The organism is Natrarchaeobaculum sulfurireducens (genome assembly GCF_003430825.1).
Taxonomy (GTDB): Archaea; Halobacteriota; Halobacteria; order Halobacteriales; family Natrialbaceae; genus Natrarchaeobaculum; species Natrarchaeobaculum sulfurireducens.
Genome location: NZ_CP024047.1, coordinates 796,672 through 819,857 on the forward strand (window position 1 = coordinate 796,672; position 23,186 = coordinate 819,857).

At 63.6% G+C, this 23,186-nt stretch carries 23 protein-coding genes; 14 read left to right on the forward strand and 9 right to left on the reverse strand.

Annotated elements, in window-relative coordinates; translation table 11 throughout:
• The first annotated feature begins 166 nt into the window (after window positions 1-166).
• Window positions 167-1,099, forward strand: coding sequence for a branched-chain amino acid transaminase (locus AArc1_RS05110; RefSeq protein WP_117363357.1), 933 nt, complete (start codon window positions 167-169; stop codon window positions 1,097-1,099).
• Between the two features lie 27 nt (window positions 1,100-1,126).
• Here the strand turns inward: AArc1_RS05110 and AArc1_RS05115 are convergent, their stop codons facing one another.
• Together AArc1_RS05115 and AArc1_RS05120 are read right to left on the reverse strand one after the other, a co-directional pair.
• Window positions 1,127-1,858: a DUF502 domain-containing protein gene (locus AArc1_RS05115; protein ID WP_117365783.1), complete on the reverse strand. Its 732-nt coding sequence runs from the start codon at window positions 1,856-1,858 to the stop codon at window positions 1,127-1,129.
• 146 nt (window positions 1,859-2,004) lie between these two features.
• A complete protein-coding gene (locus AArc1_RS05120; RefSeq protein ID WP_228442425.1) occupies window positions 2,005-2,322 on the reverse strand; it encodes a winged helix-turn-helix transcriptional regulator in 318 nt (105 codons plus the stop codon).
• Between the two features lie 216 nt (window positions 2,323-2,538).
• On the opposite strand from AArc1_RS05120, the gene AArc1_RS05125 reads away from it, so the two are divergent.
• The 7 genes from AArc1_RS05125 to AArc1_RS05155 all read left to right on the forward strand — a co-directional run bounded on the left by AArc1_RS05125 (window position 2,539) and on the right by AArc1_RS05155 (window position 12,751).
• Complete coding sequence (locus AArc1_RS05125; protein ID WP_117363358.1) at window positions 2,539-3,849, forward strand: aspartate aminotransferase family protein; 1,311 nt, start codon at window positions 2,539-2,541, stop codon at window positions 3,847-3,849.
• 332 nt (window positions 3,850-4,181) lie between these two features.
• Window positions 4,182-5,600 carry an aspartate aminotransferase family protein gene (locus AArc1_RS05130; protein WP_117363359.1) on the forward strand — a complete coding sequence of 473 codons (1,419 nt, stop codon included), beginning with the start codon at window positions 4,182-4,184 and terminating at the stop codon, window positions 5,598-5,600.
• Window positions 5,601-5,700: 100 nt separating this feature from the next.
• Window positions 5,701-6,981: an amidohydrolase gene (locus tag AArc1_RS05135; protein WP_117363360.1), complete on the forward strand. Its 1,281-nt coding sequence runs from the start codon at window positions 5,701-5,703 to the stop codon at window positions 6,979-6,981.
• A gap of 92 nt (window positions 6,982-7,073) precedes the next feature.
• On the forward strand, window positions 7,074-7,721 hold the full coding sequence (locus AArc1_RS19760) for a hypothetical protein (RefSeq protein WP_117363361.1): 648 nt from the start codon (window positions 7,074-7,076) through the stop codon (window positions 7,719-7,721).
• A gap of 408 nt (window positions 7,722-8,129) precedes the next feature.
• Complete coding sequence (locus AArc1_RS05145) at window positions 8,130-9,770, forward strand: BCCT family transporter (protein ID WP_117363362.1); 1,641 nt, start codon at window positions 8,130-8,132, stop codon at window positions 9,768-9,770.
• Window positions 9,771-9,885: 115 nt separating this feature from the next.
• Entirely contained in the window at window positions 9,886-11,247 is a 1,362-nt protein-coding gene (locus AArc1_RS05150; RefSeq protein WP_117363363.1) for an aminotransferase class III-fold pyridoxal phosphate-dependent enzyme, read from the forward strand.
• A 64-nt stretch (window positions 11,248-11,311) separates the two neighbouring features.
• A complete protein-coding gene (locus AArc1_RS05155; protein ID WP_228442390.1) occupies window positions 11,312-12,751 on the forward strand; it encodes a carotenoid oxygenase family protein in 1,440 nt (479 codons plus the stop codon).
• Window positions 12,752-12,778: 27 nt separating this feature from the next.
• On the opposite strand, the gene AArc1_RS05160 is transcribed toward AArc1_RS05155, so the two are convergent.
• On the reverse strand, window positions 12,779-14,089 hold the full coding sequence (locus tag AArc1_RS05160) for an amidohydrolase (RefSeq protein ID WP_117363364.1): 1,311 nt from the start codon (window positions 14,087-14,089) through the stop codon (window positions 12,779-12,781).
• A gap of 126 nt (window positions 14,090-14,215) precedes the next feature.
• On the opposite strand from AArc1_RS05160, the gene AArc1_RS05165 reads away from it, so the two are divergent.
• On the forward strand, window positions 14,216-15,178 hold the full coding sequence (locus tag AArc1_RS05165; RefSeq protein WP_117363365.1) for a D-2-hydroxyacid dehydrogenase: 963 nt from the start codon (window positions 14,216-14,218) through the stop codon (window positions 15,176-15,178).
• A 97-nt stretch (window positions 15,179-15,275) separates the two neighbouring features.
• On the forward strand, window positions 15,276-15,401 hold the full coding sequence (locus AArc1_RS19765) for a DUF7577 domain-containing protein (RefSeq protein ID WP_449289245.1): 126 nt from the start codon (window positions 15,276-15,278) through the stop codon (window positions 15,399-15,401).
• A gap of 156 nt (window positions 15,402-15,557) precedes the next feature.
• Here the strand turns inward: AArc1_RS19765 and AArc1_RS05175 are convergent, their stop codons facing one another.
• Window positions 15,558-16,736 carry a M24 family metallopeptidase gene (locus AArc1_RS05175; protein ID WP_117363367.1) on the reverse strand — a complete coding sequence of 393 codons (1,179 nt, stop codon included), beginning with the start codon at window positions 16,734-16,736 and terminating at the stop codon, window positions 15,558-15,560.
• A 145-nt stretch (window positions 16,737-16,881) separates the two neighbouring features.
• Here AArc1_RS05175 and AArc1_RS05180 point away from each other — a divergent pair, with 145 nt between their 5' ends.
• The gene (locus AArc1_RS05180) at window positions 16,882-17,427 is read left to right on the forward strand and encodes a CDP-2,3-bis-(O-geranylgeranyl)-sn-glycerol synthase (RefSeq protein ID WP_117365785.1); all 546 of its coding nucleotides are present in this window, start codon (window positions 16,882-16,884) and stop codon (window positions 17,425-17,427) included.
• Between the two features lie 3 nt (window positions 17,428-17,430).
• Here the strand turns inward: AArc1_RS05180 and AArc1_RS05185 are convergent, their stop codons facing one another.
• Together AArc1_RS05185 and AArc1_RS19475 are read right to left on the reverse strand one after the other, a co-directional pair.
• Window positions 17,431-18,225, reverse strand: a complete 795-nt coding sequence (locus AArc1_RS05185; RefSeq protein ID WP_117363368.1) for a hypothetical protein — start codon at window positions 18,223-18,225, stop codon at window positions 17,431-17,433.
• A gap of 66 nt (window positions 18,226-18,291) precedes the next feature.
• Complete coding sequence (locus AArc1_RS19475; RefSeq protein WP_267130091.1) at window positions 18,292-18,420, reverse strand: hypothetical protein; 129 nt, start codon at window positions 18,418-18,420, stop codon at window positions 18,292-18,294.
• 115 nt (window positions 18,421-18,535) lie between these two features.
• On the opposite strand from AArc1_RS19475, the gene pyrE reads away from it, so the two are divergent.
• Entirely contained in the window at window positions 18,536-19,069 is a 534-nt protein-coding gene (pyrE, locus tag AArc1_RS05190; RefSeq protein ID WP_117363369.1) for an orotate phosphoribosyltransferase, read from the forward strand.
• A gap of 12 nt (window positions 19,070-19,081) precedes the next feature.
• Here pyrE and AArc1_RS05195 read toward each other — a convergent pair whose 3' ends face one another.
• The 3 genes from AArc1_RS05195 to AArc1_RS05205 form a co-directional block, all read right to left on the reverse strand.
• The gene (locus AArc1_RS05195; RefSeq protein WP_117363370.1) at window positions 19,082-19,426 is read right to left on the reverse strand and encodes a DUF7322 domain-containing protein; all 345 of its coding nucleotides are present in this window, start codon (window positions 19,424-19,426) and stop codon (window positions 19,082-19,084) included.
• A gap of 79 nt (window positions 19,427-19,505) precedes the next feature.
• Window positions 19,506-19,994: a tRNA (N6-threonylcarbamoyladenosine(37)-N6)-methyltransferase TrmO gene (tsaA, locus tag AArc1_RS05200; protein ID WP_117363371.1), complete on the reverse strand. Its 489-nt coding sequence runs from the start codon at window positions 19,992-19,994 to the stop codon at window positions 19,506-19,508.
• Between the two features lie 73 nt (window positions 19,995-20,067).
• Window positions 20,068-20,589 (reverse strand): DUF302 domain-containing protein, encoded by a 522-nt coding sequence (locus AArc1_RS05205; RefSeq protein WP_117363372.1) that lies wholly within the window; start codon window positions 20,587-20,589, stop codon window positions 20,068-20,070.
• 358 nt (window positions 20,590-20,947) lie between these two features.
• Between AArc1_RS05205 and thrS the strand changes: the two genes are divergently transcribed.
• Both thrS and AArc1_RS05215 read left to right on the forward strand, forming a co-directional pair.
• Window positions 20,948-22,894, forward strand: coding sequence for a threonine--tRNA ligase (gene thrS / locus AArc1_RS05210; protein ID WP_117363373.1), 1,947 nt, complete (start codon window positions 20,948-20,950; stop codon window positions 22,892-22,894).
• A gap of 78 nt (window positions 22,895-22,972) precedes the next feature.
• Entirely contained in the window at window positions 22,973-23,152 is a 180-nt protein-coding gene (locus tag AArc1_RS05215; RefSeq protein WP_117363374.1) for a hypothetical protein, read from the forward strand.
• The last annotated feature ends 34 nt before the right edge of the window (window positions 23,153-23,186 follow it).

A 23,186-nucleotide genomic window follows, 5' to 3' on the forward strand; every position in this document is an offset into this window, starting at 1 on the left:
GGCTACTTGTAAACCCGTTATTTACTGGGTTTTGGTTCGATCGTCGAACGCGCCGTGCCCGGCCGCACGCGACGAGGACTGTGAACCAGCTGGCGGCCGACGGTGTCGAACTTTCCGTCCATAAAATCGCGAACACTTAGTACGGTGGTGTACAACAGATTCGATCATGGGATTCGACGAGATGGACGTCGACACGATCTGGATGGACGGAGAGTTCGTCGACTGGGACGAGGCACAGATTCACGTGCTCACTCACGGACTCCACTACGGGACCGGCGTTTTCGAGGGAGCGCGCTGTTATGACACCGAAAACGGGCCGGCTATCTTCCGCTGGGAAGAACACCTGGAACGACTCTTCCAGTCGGCCAAGCCGTACGAGATGGAGATCGACTTCACGGTCGAGGAACTGACCGAGGCGACGAAAGCACTCATCAGACGGCAGGAACTGCCTTCCTGTTACATCCGCCCGCTCGCCTACTACGGCTACAACTCGCTGGGTGTCAGCCCGAAAGACTGTCCGACCCGTGTTGCGATTGCTGTCTGGCCCTGGGGTGCCTACCTCGGCGAGGAGGCCCTGGAGAACGGCATCGACGTGATGGTCTCCTCGTGGCGCAAGCACGCCTCGAGTCAGATCCCGACGAACGCGAAGACGACCGGACTGTACGTCAACAGCATGCTCGCGGGCGAGGAGGCCCGTCGCAACGGCTACGCCGAGGCAATCGTCCTCAACAAGGAGGGCAACGTCGCCGAGGGTCCAGGTGAGAACGTCTTCCTCGTTCGCGACGGTGAGATTTACACGCCCGGACTCTCGGAGTCGATCCTCGACGGCATCACCCGTGACACCGTGATCGAACTCGCCGAGGACCTCGGCTATACGGTCCACGACGACGTCTCGATCTCACGTGGAGAGCTCAACACCGCCGACGAACTGTTCTTCACCGGATCGGCGGCCGAAGTCACCCCCATCCGGAAAGTCGACAACGTCGTCATCGGCGATGGGTCGCGCGGACCGATCACCGGAGAGATTCAACAGGAGTTCTTCGACGTGGTCGAGCGCAAGACCGACGCCTATGACGAGTGGTTCGAATACGTCGAGTAAGCGCGTCGACTGGGGTTCCTTTTTCGGTTAGTCGTCGTTCGCCGCGGTTCCTGTCCCGTCCTCGCTCGAGTCGGCACGCGTGGTCGACTGGCCGGACAGCTCGTCGACGACGTCGATCTGAACGCCGGCGTCCATGCCACGGCGATCTGCGTCGCCGAAACCCGCACTGAGTACACGGGTGAGTGCGTCCTCGACGTCTTCGTCGATCTCGGTGAACCGGTCCGGTCGAACCTCGATGACGAAGCCGGTCGTGATGTTCGGCGACGTCGGAAGAAAGAGCACGTGGCGGCCGTCGTCGGTCTTCTTGCCCGTCATGAACGCGGTCATACGGAGCCCGTTCCAGACCTCGAGTTTGACCGGTTTCTGCAGGGATTCCTGTTCGCCGAAGGCGGTCTCGGCGGCCATCTTCGAGGCGTTGTAGACCACTCGCATCACTGGGACGCGGTTGGCGACGTTATCGACGACGCGTTCGACGAGACTACCGATGGTCGTCCGCATGAGATAGCCGACAGAGAGGGTAAGAATCGTAAAGACCGTCAGCGTGACCACGACGCGGAGGAACTGCGCGAGCTGTTCCCGTGTCTCCTGGGCCTGTGGACCATCGCCGGGGATAAGCGGCTCGAGAGCGTCCGGCTCGAGGATGAGCCCGGGGGTAATACCCGCTACGAGACCGTAGAGCCAGTAGACGACGTAGAGCGTAATGAGAATGGGGCCGAGAACGATCAGCCCGCTCGCGAAGTCCCGTTTCCACGAAGCCATGTACTGCAACTCACACCATGGGCTAAAGAGCCCTTCCTTTTGGGTTGACATCCTCTCCCGTGAACGGCGAGGTGTTCTCCTTACTCGTCGACAGCCGTCTCGACCGCTGCCTCGAGCAGCGTCTCGAGTTCGGACGGCCTCGTCGATCACCTCGTAATCGCGAATGAGCCAGTGGACCATCCGTCGGTCCGTGAGATGTGCGATACCGATGAAGTCGGTGTCGCCCATCGTGAAGTGAACCTGAGTGACGCCCTCGATGGGGGCGAGTTCTTGATCACCCGCTCGTGGTACTCGTCGTCGTACTCGGTGATCACCGTGATTCGGAGACCGAATTTCTCGAGGTCGATGTCGTAGCGATCGTCGAGTACGACGCCGTCTTCTTTGAGCCGCGAGAGCCGATACTGAACCGTCGACTTGGGAATGCCGGTGTGTGCTGCGATATCGTCCGGGCTGTCGGTTCGTATAGTAACAACTGCACCGAGTCACACACTGATCGCCGATCCAGCTGGCGAGCAGGTACGCACTGACGTGCAGTGGCTACTATAGTAGTCGATCGCCGCATGCGCCCGATCGCCGCTACGCTCGCAAGCTAACGGGATTTGCTGCCATAAAATCCGGGACTGAATGTGTATTTTCCCATATAGCACAATTTATTAGAACACAGTCCAAAACACGTGGCAATGTCCGAGCAATCCTCGAACTCGTCGGTCGTCGACGGCTACGACGACCACGTGATGCCAATCTGGAAGTCCCTGCACGTCCCCGTAAAACGGGCCGAGGGCTGCACCTTCGAAGACTTCGACGGAAACGAGTACCTCGACCTGTTCTCGGGGATCTCGGTTACGAACGTCGGCCACGGTAACGAGGCCGTCGTCGAGGCCGCGACCGACCAACTCGAGGAGTTCGTTCACGGCTGTTCGTATCTCCACCCGGCAGAGCCCGTCGCCGATCTCGCTGCGAAGATCGCCGAGGTAACGCCTGGCGACCTCGAGAAGACGTTCTTCTGTAACTCCGGAACTGAGTCGGTCGAAGGTGCCGTCAAGCTCGCCCGCAAGTACACCGGTTCGAAGGAGGTCATCGCCCTCGAGATGGGCTTTCACGGCCGAACCCTCGGGAGCCTCGCGCTCACCGGAAACAAGGGTTACAAGAAGGGTATGGCCCCGACGATCAACGACGTTTCCCACACCTCGCCGCCGTACGGCTACCGCTGTTCGCGGTGTGACGGCGGTCCCTGTGACGCGAGCTGTGCCGACGACCTCGAGCGTGTAATCGGCTCGCACACGAGCGGTGATCTCGCGGCCATCGTCGTCGAGCCTGTGATGGGCGAAGCCGGCATCGTCGTCCCGCCGAAAGCGTGGCTCGGACGCGTCCAGGAGATCGCCCACGAACACGACGCGTTGCTCATCGCCGACGAAGTCCAGACCGGCTACGGCCGAACCGGCGAGCTGTTCGCGACCGAGCACTTCGATGTCGTCCCCGACATCCTCACGCAGGCGAAAGGGATCGCCAACGGCCTCCCGCTCGGTGCGTTCACCGCATCGGCAGAGATCGCAGACGCCTTCGACTCCGGCGATCACCTCTCGACGTTCGGCGGCAACCCCGTCGCCTGTGCGGCCGCACTCGCCACCATCGATGAACTTCAAAACGGACTGGTCGATAACGCCCGCGAGCAGGGCGAGTGGCTCGCGGCCGAACTCGAGACGCTCGAGTCGGAGTTCGACGTCGTCGGCGAGACGCGGGGCCTCGGCCTGATGTGGGGTGTCGAACTCGTCGATCCGTCCGGGGAAGGGCCACAGCACGTCGCGCCCAAGCCTGACGCCGACCTCGCCGGACAGGTTGGCGACTACCTCCGCGAGGAGTCGAACGTCGTGATGGGCGTCGGCGGCTACTACAAGAACGTCATGCGGTTCCAGCCGCCGCTGTCGATCACGCGCGAACAGCTCGAGTATGCCGTCGACGAACTCCGAACTGCTCTCGAGACGGTCGCCTAAGCCGCCCTCGAGACGGTCGCCCGTCTGACGCTCACCTATCCGTCTAACGCTCACCTATAGACGTCGCACCGCCTGCGAGGTCGTACTGGGCAGCTTTGCGAACGTCAACCAGCATCTAAATCTCGAAGTCGGTGCCGGTTCGGTCGTACACCGTCGTCGCGTGGTCGATGGGATCATACGCTTGCTACGAGACAACACCAAGAGCGGTTGGTAGCTCACCGCAAGGAATAGGCCCGAGTGAACCGACTGCTCGAGGTGTATTCAATATCTGTGTACTATCTGTGTGGTTATCGTTGATAAATTATATACGCACGTTCTGCGACGGGGTACGTATGACGGCAGGACCGCCGATCGAGGAGCTACACTACGACGACGCACCGTCCGTCGACGACGTTCCCGGACCGAACACACGGGCACTGCTCGAGAAACAACGCGAGATCGACAGCAGCGCGGTCGCCTATCCGAACGACATCCCGATCGCCTTCGAGTCGGGCAAAGGCGCGACGATCCGCGACGCCGACGGGAACACCTACATCGACATGTTCGCGGGCATCGGCGTCTTGAACGTCGGTCACGCGAACCCCTACGTGCTCGAGGCCGTCCACGAGCAGGCCGACAAGTTCGTTCACACGGTCGACTTCCCGACCGAGGCCCGACTCGAGCTGATCGAGAAACTCGACGAGATCGCCCCTGACGGCTTGCAGGGCAACAGCCGTGTCGTCTTCGGTGGTCCGACAGGCAGCGACGCCGTCGAGGCATCGATCAAGCTCGCAAAGTACAACACCGGCGGTGACGGCCTCATCGCCTTCCGTGGGGCCTACCACGGCGCGACGCCGGGGGCGATGACGCTCACCTCGAACAAGAAGTTCAAGGAAGCGTACACGCCGCTCATGCCCGAAGTCACCCATGTCAGGTATCCGACGCCGTCGACCGACGCCGGTTCCGGGGACGCCCAGGCGATCTGTTCCCGGCCCGCCTCGGAGTGTTGTGGCTCGTTCTCCTGTGCCCGCGCGCTCGAGGAGGTCCAGGCGGTGCTCGAGGACCCTTACGGCGGGCTCGCGAACCCGGCCGGAATCTTCGTCGAGCCGATCCAGGGCGAGGGCGGCATCATCGTTCCGCCGGAGGGGTTCCTGCAGGGGCTGCGTGACCTCGCCGACGACAACGACGTCCCGTTGATGTTCGACGAGATCCAGAGCGGCCTGGGCCGGACGGGGCAATGGTGGGCCAGCGACTGGCATGGGGTCACCCCAGACATCATGACTTCCGCGAAGGCTCTCGGCGGCGTTGGCTTTCCGCTGTCGGCGACGATGTACCACGAGGACCTCGACACGTGGGGGCCGGGCGATCACGCTGGCACGTACCGCGGACACGTCGTCGGCATGCGCGCTGGCACCCGTGCGATCGAGTACATCCAGGACCACGATCTGCTCGCTCACGCCCGCGACGTCGGCGAGTACATCCGAGGTCGGCTTCGAGCGGCCGCCGACGGGACCGACCGGTTGACTGACGTCCGCGGCAAGGGGCTGTTCATCGGTGCGGAGTTCGTCGACGAGGACGGTGCCCCGGACGGCGACGCCGTCGACGCCATCCAGCAGTACTGTTTCGAACACGGCGTGCTGGTCTGGACGGCCGGCCGCCACGGCAACGTGCTCCGGTTCCTCCCGCCGCTCGTGTTGACCCACGAGCTCGCCGAAATCGCGATGGACGTCGTCGTCGCGGCGATCGAACACGTGGCCGCCGACACCTCGTAGTCCGGTTGCGTCTTTCGATACTGTCCCGTCGATTGTGAAACCGGCAACGTCGACGCCACGGCCTATACTTAAGTGCTTGTCGCGTAAACGACTCCCACGAATGCTCGAGGACGTACGAACGGACCTACGCGGGCTTCGACGGGAGTTTCACCGCTGTCCCGAGCCCGGCTGGCGTGAGTTCCGAACGACCGGGCGGATCGTCGACGAACTCGAGCGGATCGGCGTCGACGAGATCGCAGTCGGCCGGGAGTGTCTCGCGACCGACGCACGGATGGCGGTCCCCGACGAGGAGGCCCTCGAGCCCTGGCTCGAGCGCGCTCGCGAGGCGGGCGTCGGCGAGGAGATCCTCGAAAAGACCGCCGGTGGACACACGGGTGTCGTCGCCGTCCTCGAGCGTGGCGAGGGCCCCTCCGTCGGATTGCGCGTGGATATGGACGCGACGGCGATCCGGGAGTCCGCCGATCCCGGCCACCGGCCGGCTGACGAAGGGTTCCGGTCGGAACACGAGGGCTACATGCATGCCTGTGGCCACGACGCACACGTCGCGATGGGGATCGGGACGCTCGAGGCGGTCAAACGAACCGACTTCGAGGGGACGTTTACGGTCTTTTTCCAGCCAGCAGAGGAGATCAGCGGTGGCGGGAAGGCGATGGCTGAGGGTGGATACCTCGACGGCGTCGAGTACCTGTTTGCAGTCCACCTCGGGTTAGACCATCCGACGGGAGCCATCGTTGCCGGCGTCCAGAAACCATTGGCAATGGCACACATCACCGTCACGTTCGAGGGAGCGAGTGCCCACGCCGGAAAGGCACCCAACGAGGGGGCGAACGCGATGCAGGCGGTCGCGACGGCCATTCAGAACGCCTACGCGATCCCACGGCACGCAGACGGGATGACCCGGGTGAACGTCGGCTCGATCCACGGTGGCACGGCGAGCAACGTCATCGCCGAGGAGATCACCCTCGAGTGTGAGGTCCGTGGTGAGACGACGGCGCTGATGGAGTATACGCGAACCGAACTCGAGCGCGTCCTCTATGCCGCCGCGGAGATGCACGATTGTGACGTCACGCCGCGCGTGATCAGCGAGTCACCGAGCGTCGACAGCGATCCCGCGCTGCGAGATCTCGTCGGCGAGGTGGCCCAGACAACGCAGTGTATCCACGAGGTCGTCGAGACGGCCGAGTTCGGCGCGAGTGAAGACGCGACGTATCTCATGGAGCGCGTCCAGGACGATGGCGGGCTGGCGTCGTACGTTCTCGTCGGCACCGACCATCCGACGAACCACCAGACGCCGACGTTCGACGTCGACGAGGAGAGTCTCGAGATCGGTGTTGGCGTGTTGACCGAGGCCATCCTCGAGTGTGGGCACCGGCGTTTGTAGCCGACGGCGGTCGGACCGATGCCAACATATGTCCAAATCGACACGTTCGGGCGAACAGAAAGGTTAATCCTTGGGATACCCGACTCCCTTGTATGAGCCAGGACGACGTGCCGGAGTCACTTCGGCCAGCAGCCGACTCCGATCGGCCGCGTGGGATTCTGACCCCTTCGGATCGCGATTTCCTCCTCGGACGAAAGACCGATTACACCGACCACTCGAAAAAACAGAAGCGAAACCGGATCCGACGGCGCGTCAGAAACGCGGTTCTCGATTTCAGCATCCTCTTCGAGTACCTGGAAGAACGAGATCGCAACACCGTCTTCGACCCTGATGACGACGAACGCGACGCGTATACGCAAGGTATCACGGACATGCTCGCGTTCCTTCATCTTGGGACGATGGGCTATCACACCCCGTTCAAGGACATGCTTTCTGAAGGCGTGGGAAAAGCCGAACAGCGTCTCGCCGGCTCGAACTACCGCATGGTCAACGTCGAGTTCAACGTCGACCCAGTCGGTCAGATCGACGTCGACGAGGTGATCGAGAAACTCGAGAACGAGGAGTTCGCCCAGCTGACCGACGAGGAACTGCGCGCGTTCGTTCGGTTACTGACCATGTCCGAGGAGTTCTCGCCGGAGTCCACTCGCGAGGAGATCAAAGACAGCGTCGACCAGTATACACGAAAAATCGCCGAGAGCGCCGAGGCTCGAGAACGCAGCGTCGAAGAGCTGACGAACTGACACTCGTTCGAGGAACCACGACACGTCGTACGGTCTGGATTTTACGGCTACTCGAGTGGTTGGCTGCTCGAGTAATCGGCTCATTTGCTCGAGCGGTTGGCTGCTCGAGTAGTTGACTGTTGGTTTAGAAACGGCCAGAACTGGCCATATTTGCGACGATACTCTGCAGATCTGGAGACTCTCCAGATATACCTACAAATTTTAACGAGTATCCACTCGAGACGGTGTCGGAGAGCTGATCAGTTGAGCATTTCAATAAACGCAATCTGTGTATGACAGATACGGAAAAGAAATATTTATGCTCCTTCTTCACATGTGTCGCGGTATGTCATCCCTCACCACAGTGTACGATCGGGATAGGTGTCCAGAAACGGCGGGTTGTCTGCTGAACGCTCGAGGTGAGAACTCGTGAGCGCGGAGGACTCTGGGGCGATCGATCGGTTCCTCGAGGAACTCGATCCGATCGTCTTCGTTTTCGGTGCGTTGCTCTCGGTGGGTGTGATCGTCGCGTTCTTCCTCGATCGGTCGTTCGTCGCCGGGACGATCGAACTGGTTCACGACGAGATGCTCAGCTATCTGAGTTGGGCGCTGCTGGTGATCGTGTTCCTGATCGTCGTCTTCCTTCTGTTCCTGATCGTCGGGCCGTGGGGGAAGATCAAACTCGGTGACGGAGATCCGGAGTACAGTTTCCTGTCGTTTTTCGCGATGCTGTACTCCGCGGGCTTCGCTGCGGGGGTCGTCTTCTGGGGGCCGACCGAAGCACTGTTTTATTACGACGATCCGAATCCGCTGTACGGCGTCGAGGGTGGCTCGGCGGAGGCGATTCCGCTGGCCGTCCAGCAGACGCTGTTCCACTGGGCGTTGCCCCAACTTGCGGTGTTTACCATCATGGGCATCGCGATCGGCTACTTCGCGTACAACTACGACGGCGTCCCGCTACGGGTATCGTCGGCACTGACGCCGATTCTCGGCAAGGAGAACCTCGACGGACCGGCTGCAAAGGTGATCGACGTGCTCGCCGTGTTCGCGACCATCGGCGGCGTCGCGACGTCACTGGGCTTCATCGGGAGCCAGTTCGTGACCGGCCTCAACGAAGCCTGGGGCGTCGACCTGGGAGATAGTGGCATCCTGCTGGTCGTGACTGCGATGACGATCCTGTTTACGATCTCGATGGTGCTCGGGATCGACCGTGGCATTCGTCGGCTCTCGAACTTCAACATGGGGCTGTTCGCCGTGATGATGATCGCGACGTTCATCGTCGGACCGACCATGTTCCTGTTGTTGCTCGGCTCGCAGGCGATCGGCGGCATGATCAGTGACTTCGTTGCCATGAGTCTCTACACCGGTGCTGGTGCCGGAGCCGACGGGGCCGCGTGGGTGGAGGGCTGGACGGTCTTTTACTGGGCGTGGGCGCTCTCGTGGTCGCCGTTTGCCGGGCTGTTCATCGCCCGGATCGCGAAGGGACGAACCGTCCGCGAGGTGGCCTTTACGGGGATCGTCGCGACCTCGGCTGCCACGATCCCGTGGTTCGTCTTCGTCGGCGGCACAGCCGTCTTCTTCCAGCACGAGGGAATCGCCAGCTTCGCCGACGTGATGGCGTTCGAAGCCGGTGCGGAGGTGACCGGCTTCATCATGTTCGAGGCGTTCCCGTTCGGCGCAGCGTTCATGATCGCGTTCCTCGTGCTCGTGACGACGTTCTTCGTCACCTCGGCGGACTCCTCGACGCTCGCGGTCTCGATGATGACCACCGGCGGGAAAGCACAGCCGTCGAACGTCAACCGCATCTTCTGGGGCCTCGTGCTCGGACTGACCGCCGCGATTCTCATGTTGCTGGGTGGAGAAGGTGGTGCCGGCGCACTCGAGCAGGCGGTCGTCATCACGGGCGCGCCCTTCGCGTTCGTCTGTCTCTTCGCGATGCTCTCGCTGGCCAGAAACTTCAGCGCCAACCACGGTCGGGTCCTCTTGCAGGATCGATCCGTTCTGATCGGCTCGAGCCCCGACCGAACGGACGAACCGGCACCGAGTGCGGAGCCCTCTGACGACGACTGACGGTCGATCGAACCTGTTTTCTGCCCTCGTTGTGACTGGCAGTCAACGGGCTCGGGCGTGGTGCCACGGCCACTTCATAACAATATTTAATGTACGCTGTACACATAATCTGTGTATGGATAGGGACACAGCGGAACCGGACGTGGACGCCTTCCCCGGCCCAAACGCCCGCGAGTGGGTTGCGTTCCACGGCGAAAACGCTGCACCGAGCGAATACTCCCACGAGTTCGTCTGGGACATCACCCGCGAGGCCGACGGACCGTTCGTCACCGACGTCGATGGCAACGTCCTTCTGGATTTCACCTGCCACATCGGCGCTGCCCCCCTCGGATACAACAACGAGAAGATCACGTCGAAGCTCCGCGAGTTCGACCTCGTCGAGCCGATGAAGATCGCCGGCCAGGACATGTACTTCGGCGCCGGCCCGACCCCCGAGGAGTCGTCGGTGCCGGGCTCGAGTCACCTGATGGACAAACTGGTCGAGGTTTCGAGTCGGTACGGGATGGACACCGTGTTCCTCTCGAACTCCGGCGCGGAGGCGATCGAGAACGCGATGAAAATCACACACGACCACCGCGCGCCGGCGAAGTACGGCTACGCCTTCGCCGGCAGTTTCCACGGTCGAACCCTCGGGACCCTCTCGTTAACGAAGTCCAAGGAGGTCTACACGCGCCATTACCCCCAGATCGACGGCATCGAGACCGTCCAGTTCTGTGCGGACCGTGCCTGCGATCCCGACAGCTGTGACTGTGGCTTCTTCGCCGGCGAGGGCTCACAGCTCCGCAACGCCCTCGCGCCCGAGGGTGGCCACGTCAACCCCGAGGAGGTCGCGTTCATCGCGCTCGAGCCGATTCAGGGCGTCGGCGGCTATCGCTTCCCCAGCGACGAGTTCATGGCCGAGGTCGGTGCCGTCAGCGACGAGTACGATATTCCGCTCGTCGTCGACGAGATCCAGTCGGGCGTCGGCCGAACGGGCGAGATCTGGGCCTCGGATCACTACCCCATCGAACCGGACGTCATCTCGGCGGCGAAGGCGCTTCGCGTCGGTGCGACCATCTCGCGCTCCGATATTTTCCCGACCGAGAAAAACCGGCTCGGATCGACGTTCGGCGGCGGCGACCTGCTCGGCTCGATGATGGGTGCGTTCACCCTCGAGGCCATCGAGGAGTACGACCTCCTCGAGAACGCGACGACCCGCGGCGAGCAGGCGAAAGAACTGCTGGCCGACGACGCGCCCGACTACGTCGAGGACGTCCGCGGGAAGGGGCTGATGCTCGCCATCGAATTCGACACGCACGAGCGACGGAACGCCGTCGTCGAAGCGTCGCTCAGACGCGGTCTGCTCACCCTCGGCTGTGGCACGAAGACGATCCGCCTGCTCCCGCCGCTCGACTCGAGCGCCCGCGAAATCGAACTCGGTGTCGGCATCTTCTGTGACGCCATCGAAGCCGTCGGAACGAACACGACTGCCGCCTGATCGGCCCGCTGTCTCCCCGTCGAGTTCTTTTGTAGGCTCCGGTTTGATAGGTGCCCACGCCGATATGCAGACGATGACGGCAGACGACGGTCTCTTGGCCGGCTTTCGATCGCTCGAGGCGGAGGTGACCGACCACCGGCTCCCGACAAGCGGGTCGGTCCCGGAGTGGCTCTCGGGGGCGCTGATTCGGAACGGGCCGGGCCGGTTCGAAAGCGGCGACGACAGGGTCTCCCACTGGTTCGACGGCCTCGCCATGTTGCGCCGCTACGCGTTCGATGACGGCACGATCCGGTACACCAACCGATTCCTACGAACCGAGGCGCACGCGGCCGCTCGAGACGGCAGCCTCGAGGGCCAGTTCGGTACCGACGTCGGCTTCGCTCGCCGACTCGCGGCCTGGGTCCAAGCCCGTGGCCCGCCGACGCCGACCGACAACGCCTCCGTACACGTCGCCCGCCTTGGCGACCACTACGTTGCACTCACCGAGGCGCCGCGCCGGGTCGCGTTCGATCCGGTCACGCTCGAGACCCACGGGGAGTTCCGGTGGCGGGACGACCTCCCCGAACACCTCGCGACGGCTCACCTTACCGTCGACCCGACCAGCGGGGAGACGATCGGCTACGCCACGACGTTCGGTAGGAACCCCCAGTATCACGTCTACCGGATCGAAAACGGCACCGCGACCCGCGAGCTGATCGCCTCGGTTCCCGCGATCGGCCCCGGCTACGTCCACGACTGTTCCGTGACGCCGAACTACGTCGTCCTCGTCGAGACGCCGCTGCGGATCGCCATCTGGCGTGCGCTTACCCCGTGGGGCGACGACGGGTTACTCGACGCCCTGGTCTACGACCACGATCGACCGGTCCGGTTCGTGGTGATCGACCGCGACACCGGCGACCTCGTCGCCGAGCCCCGAACTGACCCGTTCTTTACCTTTCACCACGCGAACGCCTTCGAGGACGACGACACGCTCGTCCTCGATCTCGTCGCCTTCCCCGACGGCGACGTCGTCGACGGCCTGACGCTCGAGGCGCTCTCCCAGGACGGGTTCGACGCGGCGCCGGACGGACGACTCCGGCGGTTCCGGATCGACCCGCACGCGTCTGACGATAGAGTCGTCCGTGAGCAGGCGACGCGCTATCCCGGCGGCCTCGAGTTTCCGACCGTCGCGCCGAGCGCTCGAAGTCGACCCTACCGGTTCCTCTACGGCCAGACGACCGACCGCCGCGGGGCGAACGGCCTCGTCAAGCTCGACCTCGAGACGGGGACTGCCACCGAGTGGTGGAAGTCCGGCTGGTACGTCGAAGAGCCGCGATTCGTCCCTCGCCCCGGTGGTGCCGCTGAAGACGACGGGGTCGTCCTCGCAACTGCGATCGACGTCGAAGCGGCGCAGTCGCTCGTACTCGTCTTCGACGCCGAGACGCTCTCCGAGCGGGCACGGGCGACACTCCCGCACGTCGCTCCGTTCGGCTTTCACGGTCGGTTCTTCCCCGACGCGGCCTGAGCCACCGATGTCGGGGTTCGGTTCGAGTTACTGCCCGCCGACGGCGTCCCCTCGTGGAATCGGATGTCGCCGCTCGAGTTCCCGAACCGTACCGACGAGGACGTCGACGCCGTGTTCCAGGCTGGTTTCGTCGACGTCGAACGTCGGTGTGTGGTGGCTTCCCGGATGGTCGGTGCCGACGATCAGGTAGGCGGCGAGTCCGCCCTCTCGCTGGACGCGATCCATGAGGAAGGTGGCGTCTTCGCTCGCGCCGAACTCGGCCGTGGGGACGACGCGTTCTACCCCGTGCACCTCCCCTGCGGCCGCTGCGACCACGTCGACGAGTTGTGGGTCGCTGTCGGCCCGAGGCGACTCGCTAACCACGTCGACGTCCGCTCGACAGCCGTGCATTCGGGCCGCGCTTTGTATCACGCGCTCGAGTCGAGTTTTGGCGTACTCCATCAGGTGGGTCGTCTCGCCACGGGCCTCGGCCTCCATGTGGGCTCGCTCGGCGATGACGTTGCTCGCGGTTCCGGCTTCCGCGTAGCCGACGTTGATGCGGGTCATCCCGTCTGCGTGCCGTGGGATCGCGTAGGCGTTTTCGATCGCCGTCCCCATCGCGTGCATGGCGTTGTCGCCCTCGTTCGGCGCTTTCCCCGCGTGAGCCGAGGTTCCCTCGATGGTTACGTCGACGTGACACATCGCGAGCGGTTTCTCGATGCCGGCGACGACCTCACCCGTCGGGTGATCGAGGCCGACGTGGGCGGCGAGCAGGTAGTCCAGATCGGCGGCGAACTCGCTTTCGGCCATCGGCTGTCCACCGCCGCTTTGCTCTTCGGCGGGCTGGAAGAAGACGACGAATCGCCCTGAAAAGTCACTCTCGGCGATCGCTTCGAGCGCCGCAAGCCCCCAGGTCATGTGGACGTCGTGGCCGCAGGCGTGCATTGTCCCCTCGAACTCGGACCGGAAGCCCTCGGCGGCTGGATCGTGTTCTGCGGCCGTCGACTCCTCGATGAACAGCGCGTCGATGTCGACACGAAGGCCGATGGCGGGGCCGTCACCGCGCTCGAGCACCGCGACCGCCCCCGTGTTCCCACCGGCCATCCGCTCGAGGAGCTTCTCGTCGGCCCCGTTCTCGCGGGCCCGCTCGAGCCAGGGCGCAAGCGCCTCCTCATCGGGGACGGCCATCCGGTCTCCGGGGTCGTACGCGTCGGGGCCGATGGCGAGTTCGTCGACGCCGATCGCACGGAGTTCCTCGACGAGCCGAGCGGTCGTGTAGAACTCGCGCCAGGCCGGCTCGGGGTGGCGATGCAGACCCCGTCGCAGCGTCGCAAGCCGATCCCGTACAGGTTCGTTCATGTGGGTGTGTAGCGTGCCCCACTGACTTAATTATACACAATTGCTGTTGACGCGAGGTACACAAAAAGGATAAGTCGGCCGCTCGCAATCGTAACGCAAAGCGTCCTCGAGACGCCCGATATCACCATGAGTCAACCGGACGTCGTCGTCCTCCGAGAGGGGACCGAAGGCCTGTCGATGGAATCGTACGCCGAGACCCTACAAGAGCACCTGCCGGACGCCGAGGTCGCGCTCGCTCGAACGCCGACCGACGAGCGGGAACTCGTCCCGCAGGCCCGCGTCGTCACCGGCATCACGGTCGAGGAGACACTTCTCGAGGACGCCGACCGCCTCGAGTTATTCGCCTGTACGTTCGCCGGAACCGACCACGTGCCGATAGACGCCCTCGCGGATCACGGCGTGACGGTGACGAACGCGGGCGGTATCCACGCCCCTGGCATCGCCGAGCAGTCGATCGCGAACATGCTCGTCTTCGCACGCAACCTCCACGAAGGGTGGCGACGCAAGCGAAACGGCGAGTGGCGTCACTTCCAGTCGGACGAGTTCACGGGCTCGACGGTGACGATCGTCGGCCTCGGCTCGATCGGCCAGGAGATCGCACAGCGCCTCGAGGGCTTCGAGGTCGAGACGATCGGCATCCGCTATACGCCCGAAAAAGGCGGCCCGACCGACGAGGTGTTCGGCTTCGACGAGGCGGACATTCACGAGGCGTTCGCCCGAAGCGAGTACGTCGTCCTCGCCTGCCCGCTGAACGACCTGACGCGCGGACTCGTCGGGAGCGAGGAACTCGCGACGCTGCCTCCGAACGCCGTCGTCGTCAACGCCGCCCGTGGAGGGATTATCGACACCGACGCCCTCGTCGCTGCCCTCCAGTCGAACGCGATCCGGGGAGCCGCTCTCGACGTCACCGACCCCGAGCCGTTGCCCAACGACCACCCGCTCTGGGACCTCGAGAACTGCCTGATCACGCCCCACACGGGTGGGCACACGCCGAAACACTGGGACCGATTGGCCGAGATCGTCGCACACAACGTCGACGCGCTCGAGGGCGACGGGGACCTCGAAAACGTCGTCCTCGACCCGACATAGCTGCTCGAGGGACACTTATCGACACCTGACCGGTCGGTTGGCCACGCTTGCGAACGTCTGGACGAGAGCTATGTGACGCGTCGGACTATCTGCAGTGATGGGTTCTCGACGCACCTCCGACGAGAGAGCAGTCACGTGCCAGGCATGTGGCACGGAAAACAACGCCTTCTACACCTACTGCCGGAGCTGTCTTGGGTCGCTTCCCTCGAGGCCGAGGGCGTAACGCGACGGCGAGCGGGACCAATCGGTGGGACCAGTCAGTTCGTACTCGCGAGCGATGGTTGGGTACGGACGACGAACGGAACGGACGACGAACAGCAGAAAGGAGACGACTGAAACCGATCGATAGCGCCAACCCTCCGACTGACCGGCGGGCAGTTCAGCTCGTGAACAGCTTCCGCGGGAAGTCCGCGAGCGTCTCCGCGCCCGAGCCCGTGATGCGGAACGTCTCGCTGATCTCCATGCCGATCTCGTCGGTCCAGATGCCGGGGATCATGTGGAACGTCATGTCCTCCTCTAAGACCGTCTCGTCGCCCGGCCGGATGCTCGCGGTGTGCTCGCCCCAGTCCGGCGGATAGCCAAGCCCCATCGAGTAGCCGATCCGATCCTCCTTCTCGAGGCCGTACTGGGCGATCGTCTCGCGCCAGGCTTCCTCGACGGCCTCGCAGGTGACGCCCGGTTCGACACGATCGAGGGCCGCTTCGATCCCTTCGACGACGATGTCGGCGGTCCGCTCGAGTTCATCTGGTGGGTCCCCGACGAACGTCGTCCGCGCAAGCGGCGAGTGATAGCGGTGGCGACAGCCCGAGAGCTCGATGATGACCGGGTCGCCGTCTTCGAACGGCCGGTCGGTCCACGTCAGATGCGGAGTGTCGGTGTGGTCGCCCGACGGCATCAGCGGAACGATCGCGGGGTAGTCGCCGCCGAACTCGTCGGTGCCGCCGAGCAAGGCGTCGTAGATCGCCCGCGCCGCCTCGTACTCGGGAACGCCCTCGCCGATTGCGTCGATGCCCGCCTGCATCGCCTGCTCCGAGATCCGGGCGGCTTGCTCCATGTACTCGAGTTCCTGGGCCGATTTCTTCACGCGCACCCAGTTGACCAGCAGTGTCGTATCGACGAACGTCGCGTCGGGCAGGTTCCCCTGGAGCCGGGTGTAGGATTTGGCGGTGAAGTAGGAGGCGTCCATCTCGAGGCCGATCCGGCCAGTCGCGACCTCGAGTTCTTTCAGGACGCCCGCGACGTAGTCCATCGGATGAAGGTCGTACGGCGAGTGGACGTGATCGTCGCTGTAGGCTCGGATGTTCTCCTCGGAGAGCCAGGTGGTCGCACGCGCACCGCCCGCGTCCATATCCCGACCGACCCAGACGGGTTCGTCACGCTCTGGGGTGACGATCACGGCCTGGTGGACGTAGAACGACCAGCCGTCGTATCCCGCGAGGTAGTTCATATTCGCCGGATCGGAGACGACGATGGCGTCGAGATCCTCCTCGAGCAGTCGTTCCTGGGTCCGTGATAGCCGGTGTTCGTACTCGCTCTCGTCGAAGACGTCCCATACCATGATATAGATCCTCTACCATCCGACTCGGTGACCAGTTCCTAAACTTTTTCGTTTACATAGAATACAGATTCTGTGTAGGTAGCTGTCGAGCGTGGCCGGGACCGAACCACCGGAGGTTAAGACACACCAGTTCGTCGCGCCGTCTATGGCAGTACTCGAGACGATCGTCGTCGCGTTCTGGGCGATGTTGCCCGCCTACGTGCCGAACAACGCCGCAGTGTTGGCCGGTGGCGGCCGTCCGATCGACGGCGGCCGGACGTGGGGTGACAAGCGCGTTCTCGGCGATGGGAAGACCTGGCGCGGGACGGCCGCCGGCATTCTCGCCGGTCTCGCGGTCGCCGGCCTGTTGACGGTCGTCGCCGACGACGTCGGAGCCGCCGTCGGCGTCGACGTGCCGGCGTTCGAACCGCTCGCCGCGCTCGGCCTCGCCGCCGGGGCCATGCTCGGCGACATCCTCGCGTCGTTCCTCAAGCGCCGGACGGGCCGTCAGCGCGGCGCGATGTTCCCCGGCCTCGATCAGTTGGACTTCGTCGTCGTCTCGCTCCCGCTGGCGGCGCTGCTCGCTCCCGGCTGGTTCTTCGAGGTGTTCACCTGGGACGTGATCCTCGTCGTCGTCGTGCTCACGCCGATTCTCCACGTGACGACGAATATGCTCGCGTACAAACTCGGCCTGAAAAACGAGCCCTGGTAACGCTCACTGATCGGACACTGTTGCATTTTCGGGAAGCCAGTCGGGGGCCGAACCCTCGGTATCGCGCTCGAGTTCGTACGTCATCGTCAGCGTCTCCCGTTCGTCGTGCTCAAGTAGGTACTCGAGGCGCGTCTCGGCGTCTATGGCCTCGAGTGAGACGTTCGCGTAGTAGAGTCGATCGGCCTCGCCCACGTGGAGTTCGCCGTCCGCGTGGCGTACGTACCGCAGCCTGGAGGGGCCGTCGGTCCATCCCTCGCGGGGTTCGTAGACGGTTGCCGACTCCGCCGTGTGGGTTCCGTTGGCCTCGATCGTTCCGACGTCGGCGTAGGCGATGTTGGCGAATATATCGGCGATCAGGGGGTCAGGATACCGCGATTCGATCGGTTCTCGGACGCCCGCTTCCTCGTCGAGCGCGACGACGGCCGTATGGTCAGCGGCGGATCGCTCGAGGACCGCTCCCGGCGTGTCCTCCAGGGAATCATCGAGTTCCCGTTCGGAGGCGGCTGAGAGCCTTGCGTACTGGTTGCCAGACGGGTCCCAGTAGTTGTCCGTCGAACCGTTTTCGAACGAGATCTGCTGTCGCTGCGTACCGGCGCGTTCGTCCACGACGGTTGTTCGCTCGACGAAACGGGTCCCGTCGACGGTGATCCGCTCGGAGACCGTGAACGAACCCTCGAGTTCGTCCGACGTTGCCGGCGATGACGCGGTCTCGGCGGACGGCGTGACGAGTATCGCCGTTCCCACTCCGACGACGGCGAGTGCGACGACGGCTCCGACGATCGCGTACCGGCGTTTCATATTCCCAATCCAAATGACAGCAACAAAAACACTCCGCTTTGCCGATCGAACGACGGCCGCGCTCGCTCACTCGAGCGCCGCCCGCAGGTCCGCTTCGATCCGCTCGTAGACGTCGTGGGCGGCCTCGAGCGACTCGTACAGGTCGAGAAAGCGCTGGACGTCGGGATGGGGCTCGTTGGCGCGTGTCGGCGTCATCACTTGCACAGTTGACAGCACCCCTCAAAAACGTCCGCGTCGCGGAATCCGCGGTCGCCCCGTCGACCGGCGACGTTCCACACCGCTTATTTCGTCGGGGCGCGCCCCTTCGAGCATGCCAAATCAGGACCTCATCGACGCGCTTCGGGAGTCCGGGGCCGTCCAGTTCGGCGAGTTCGAACTCGCCCATGGTGGCACGAGTGAGTACTACGTCGACAAGTATCTCTTCGAGACCGACCCCGACTGCCTCGAGGTCGTCGCCGACGCCTTCGCCGCTCGAGTCGACGAGGACGACAAACTCGCGGGCGTCGCCCTCGGTGCCGTCCCGCTCGCCGCCGCGACCAGCATCAGTGCCGGCGTTCCCTACGTGATCGCGCGCAAGCAGCGCAAGGAGTATGGCACCGGTAACGTCGTCGAAGGGCGACTCGAGGAAGGCGAGGAAGTCGTCGTGCTCGAGGACATCGTCACGACGGGGACGAGTCTCGTCGACGCGATCGAAGCCCTGCGCGAGGCGGGCGCGACCGTCGAGCGCGCGCTGATCGTCGTCGACCGCGAGGAAGGCGGCCGCGAAAACGTCGAGGACGCTGGCGTCGAGATGGAAGCCCTCGTGACGGCGAGCGAGTTACTCGCGGATCGAGACGACGAGTAACGGGCGAGCGACTCACTGGGCGCGTCTGAATCGGCGGTACTGGACGATGGCACCGAAAAGCGCCAGGAATCCGCCGGCGGCGAGTCCACCACCGATGAGCCACTGCCCACGAAAGCCGACGAGCATCAGCCCGAGCGCGGCGGCGAACAGTCCGGCGTGGACGAGTACGCCGACGACGATGAACGCGAGCAACGTCGCTCGCGGAATCTCGCCGAGGGTCTTCTCGATGTCATCGGCCCCGTCGCTCCCGGTATCGGTCCGACCGTCGGCGAACGGATCCTCGAGCGGGTCGTCCGCGAAGGGGTCCTCGAACGGATCGTCGGCGAACGGATCGTCGTCTGATGGATCGAAGACCACGGCCGCACGTAGCCGACCCGGGACTAAAGCCGTTGGCCCAACGGCTGGCGACGCCGCTGTTTGTCGATCGGCGGGCAACTCAGTGAAACCGGTCGTCCGCGCGCGTCGACCGAGCGTCCTCGGCGGCACCCTCGAGCCATCCCGCCGTCACGTCTTCGGGGACGTCGAAGTCGGGAACGAACGGCTTGAGATCGAGAAGCGGCGTCCCGTCGACCACGTCGACGCCGCCGACCGTGAGTTCGCCGTCGTCGACAGCCAGTATCTCGACGACCGAGAGCCCGATCGGGTTGGGTCGATTCGGGGCACGCGTCGCGAACAGTCCGCGCGCGTCGGCATCCAGAAACGGCTCGACGCGCATCGAGACGTCGTCGGCCGTCTCGTGGAAGTGATACAACAGCACGCAGTGAGAAAATCCCTCGAGATCAGCCACTCCGTCGGCGTAGCCGTCCTCGAGTTCGACGGTCCCCTCGGTCGTCGCGTCGCCAATCGGCTGGATCGGCATGTCCACCGGCGACTCGAATGGGGTGTGGATCACGCCGATCGGCTCGTACTCGTAACGCTCGCCCATGAGTCGAGTCGGTCGTGACCGACCAAAACAATACCGAACGAATCGATCGGTTGGTTCTTTCGGACAGCCTCTGTTACGGACGCGGGTCGTCGAATGGGTCAACCGTTGCGTCGACGATCGCTTCGCTCTCCGTGTAGGCGTCGTCCATCGTCCGACGGACCACGCCACCGAAGACGGTGGCGACCAGTCCGGCGTTCATCCGCGAGATGTAGACCCTGCCGTCGCTCGTCTCGTAGACCGAAACCCGACAGGGCATCATCGATGAAACGACTCGCTCGTCGTCGCGCGTGAGGATGTTCGAGGCGTGCTCGCTCGAGCAAATCTCGTAGACGGTGGTGCGATCGGCCACGTAGCCGTGATTCTCCATCTTTCCCTGGAGGTCGTGGACGTGAAGTATCTTCCAGTCAGTCGACTCGACCGCGGACTCGAAGCGATCGGTCGTCTCCGCGAAGCCATACGGACTCTCGTCTTCGACCATCAGTAGTCGCGGGCCGAGCGCGGCCATCGCGGCGACCGTTCCGACCGCTCCGGCGACGAGCCCACCCAGCAGTGTGAGTCCGCGAGATGATCGTCGACCGTCGTTGTCTCTGTTCATAGTATAGTGACTTCTACACAAGAGCGATGTTTAAGCGTTCGTATCTCCGACCGTCGCTGCGTGCATACACAGTCGTCGACGACTCCACGTTGGGGGGTCGATCCTCCACGCTGCCGGTCGAACGGGGACGTCCGTCGTTGGGGCACCCGTCAGAACGGCGTCCATCACAACGTTTTTATCCCGCTCGAGACAACTCGCATCCACGATGGTAGGTGTCCGCTTTACAGGGCCGTTCGCCCGTTTTTAACCACTCACACCTACCGCTCGCCGTGGTCCGATCGACGCACGGTCGAGCGGCAGACGCGGACACGCAACCGAACTTCTCACCGAAGTTCCATACCCAGCAACAGCTACACCAATGTCAGACTCAGATTCACAGGAACGGATCGCGGTAGTACTGCCAGACGGCTCCGAACTCGAGGTCGACGCCGACGCGACGGTCGAAGACTGCGCCTACGAGATCGGTCCCGGCCTCGGCCGGGATACGGTCGCCGGCAAACTCGACGGTGACCTCGTCGCCAAAGAGGAGCCGGTCTACGACGGTGTCAAACTCGAGATCGTCACCGACGGGGGCGGCGAGGAATACCTGCGTGCGATGCGTCACTCGGCCTCACACTGTCTCGCCCAGGCCGTCTGCCGACACTACGACGACGTCGAACTCGCGATCGGTCCACCGACGGACGAGGGCTTTTACTACGACTTCGACGACCTCGAGGTCGACGAGAGCGATCTCGCGACGCTCGAAGCCGAGATCGAGGAGATCATCGACGCCGACTACGAAATCGAACGCGAGGACCTTTCGATCGAGGAAGCCAAAGACCGCCTCGAAGGCCAACCGTACAAACTCGAGTTGCTCGAGGAGTTAGCCGACGAGGAAGAGACCGTCTCGTTCTACAGACAGGGCGAGTGGGAGGACCTCTGTGCCGGCCCCCACGTCGACTCGACGGGCGAGATCGGCGCCGTGAAACTGCTCGAGATCGCTGGCGCCTACTGGCGCGGCGACGAGGAGAACCCGATGCAGACCCGGATCTACGGGACGGCCTTCGAGGACGAAAGCGACCTCGAGCAGTTCCTAACGCGCCGCGAGGAGGCCAAAGAGCGCGATCACCGCAAGATCGGCCGGGAGATGGACCTGTTCTCGATCCAGGACGTCACCGGCCCCGGACTGCCGCTGTATCACCCGCCGGGGAAGACGATCCTGAACGAACTCGCGGACTTCGTCACCGACCTGAACGAGGACACGGGCTACGACTACGTCGAGACGCCCCACCTGTTCAAGACGGACCTCTGGCAGAAATCGGGCCACTACGAGAACTACGCCGACGACATGTTCGTCTTCGAGCTCGGCGACGACGAGTTCGGGCTGAAACCGATGAACTGCCCCGGCCACGCGACCATCTTCGACGACGGCTCCTGGAGCTATCGCGACCTCCCGGTTCGCTACGCCGAAGACGGCAAAGTGTATCGCAAAGAACAGCGCGGTGAGCTTTCGGGACTCTCGCGGGTCTGGGCGTTTACGATCGACGACGGCCACCTGTTCGTTCGCCCCGACCAGATCGAAGCGGAAGTCGAGGCGATCATGGACTCGATCGACGAGGTCTTACAGACGTTCGATCTCGAGTACGAAGTCGCGCTTGCGACCCGCCCGGAGAAGTCCGTCGGCAGCGACGAGATCTGGGAGCGCGCCGAAGAACAGCTCGAGGCCGTTCTCGAGGACCGTGCGATGGAGTACGACCTCGAGGAGGGTGACGGCGCTTTCTACGGCCCGAAGATCGACTACGCCTTCGAGGACGCGATCGGACGCAAGTGGGACGGCCCAACCGTCCAGCTCGACTTCAACATGCCCGAGCGGTTCGACCTCACCTACGTCGGCGAGGACAACGAGGACCACCAGCCGGTCATGATCCACCGCGCGCTCTATGGCTCTTACGAGCGCTTTTTCATGATGCTCATCGAGCACTTCGAGGGCAACTTCCCGCTCTGGCTCGCCCCCGAACAACTGCGCGTCCTGCCGATCTCCGACAACAACCTCGAGTACGCCCGCGAGATCGCCGCTGAATTCGACGACTTCCGCGTCGAGGTCGACGACCGCGACTCGACGTTAGAGCGAAAGATCCGTGCGGCTCACGACGACCGGGTTCCCTACCAGATCATCGTTGGCGACAACGAGCAAGAAGCCGGAAACATCTCCGTGCGTGACCGATTCGAAGACCAGGAGTACGACGTCTCGATCGACGCGTTCAGGAGTCACCTCGAGGCCGAACGCGACGACAAACGAACCGAGCCGGACTTCCTGCAGGGATAGCCAGCGGACCGTTAGGCCGATCGCGGACGGCATCGGTCGCCCTAAACGTTTATTCACTGGTGGTGAGAACTGCGTAGCATGGCCAGCTACGACAGTCTCGAGGTACCCCTCGATGTCGACTTCCAGAGCGGTACCCTCTTGCAACAGCTCCTTCGGGAGTACCCGAACGCGCCGATACACGCGTTCATCGCCCTCGTCTATCTGTTCGTATTTGGGTACTTCCTGTTCGTCGTTACGGCCCTGTACGTCGGGATCTGACGGGGCCGGTCACGGAGAACAAGGCCCCTACCGG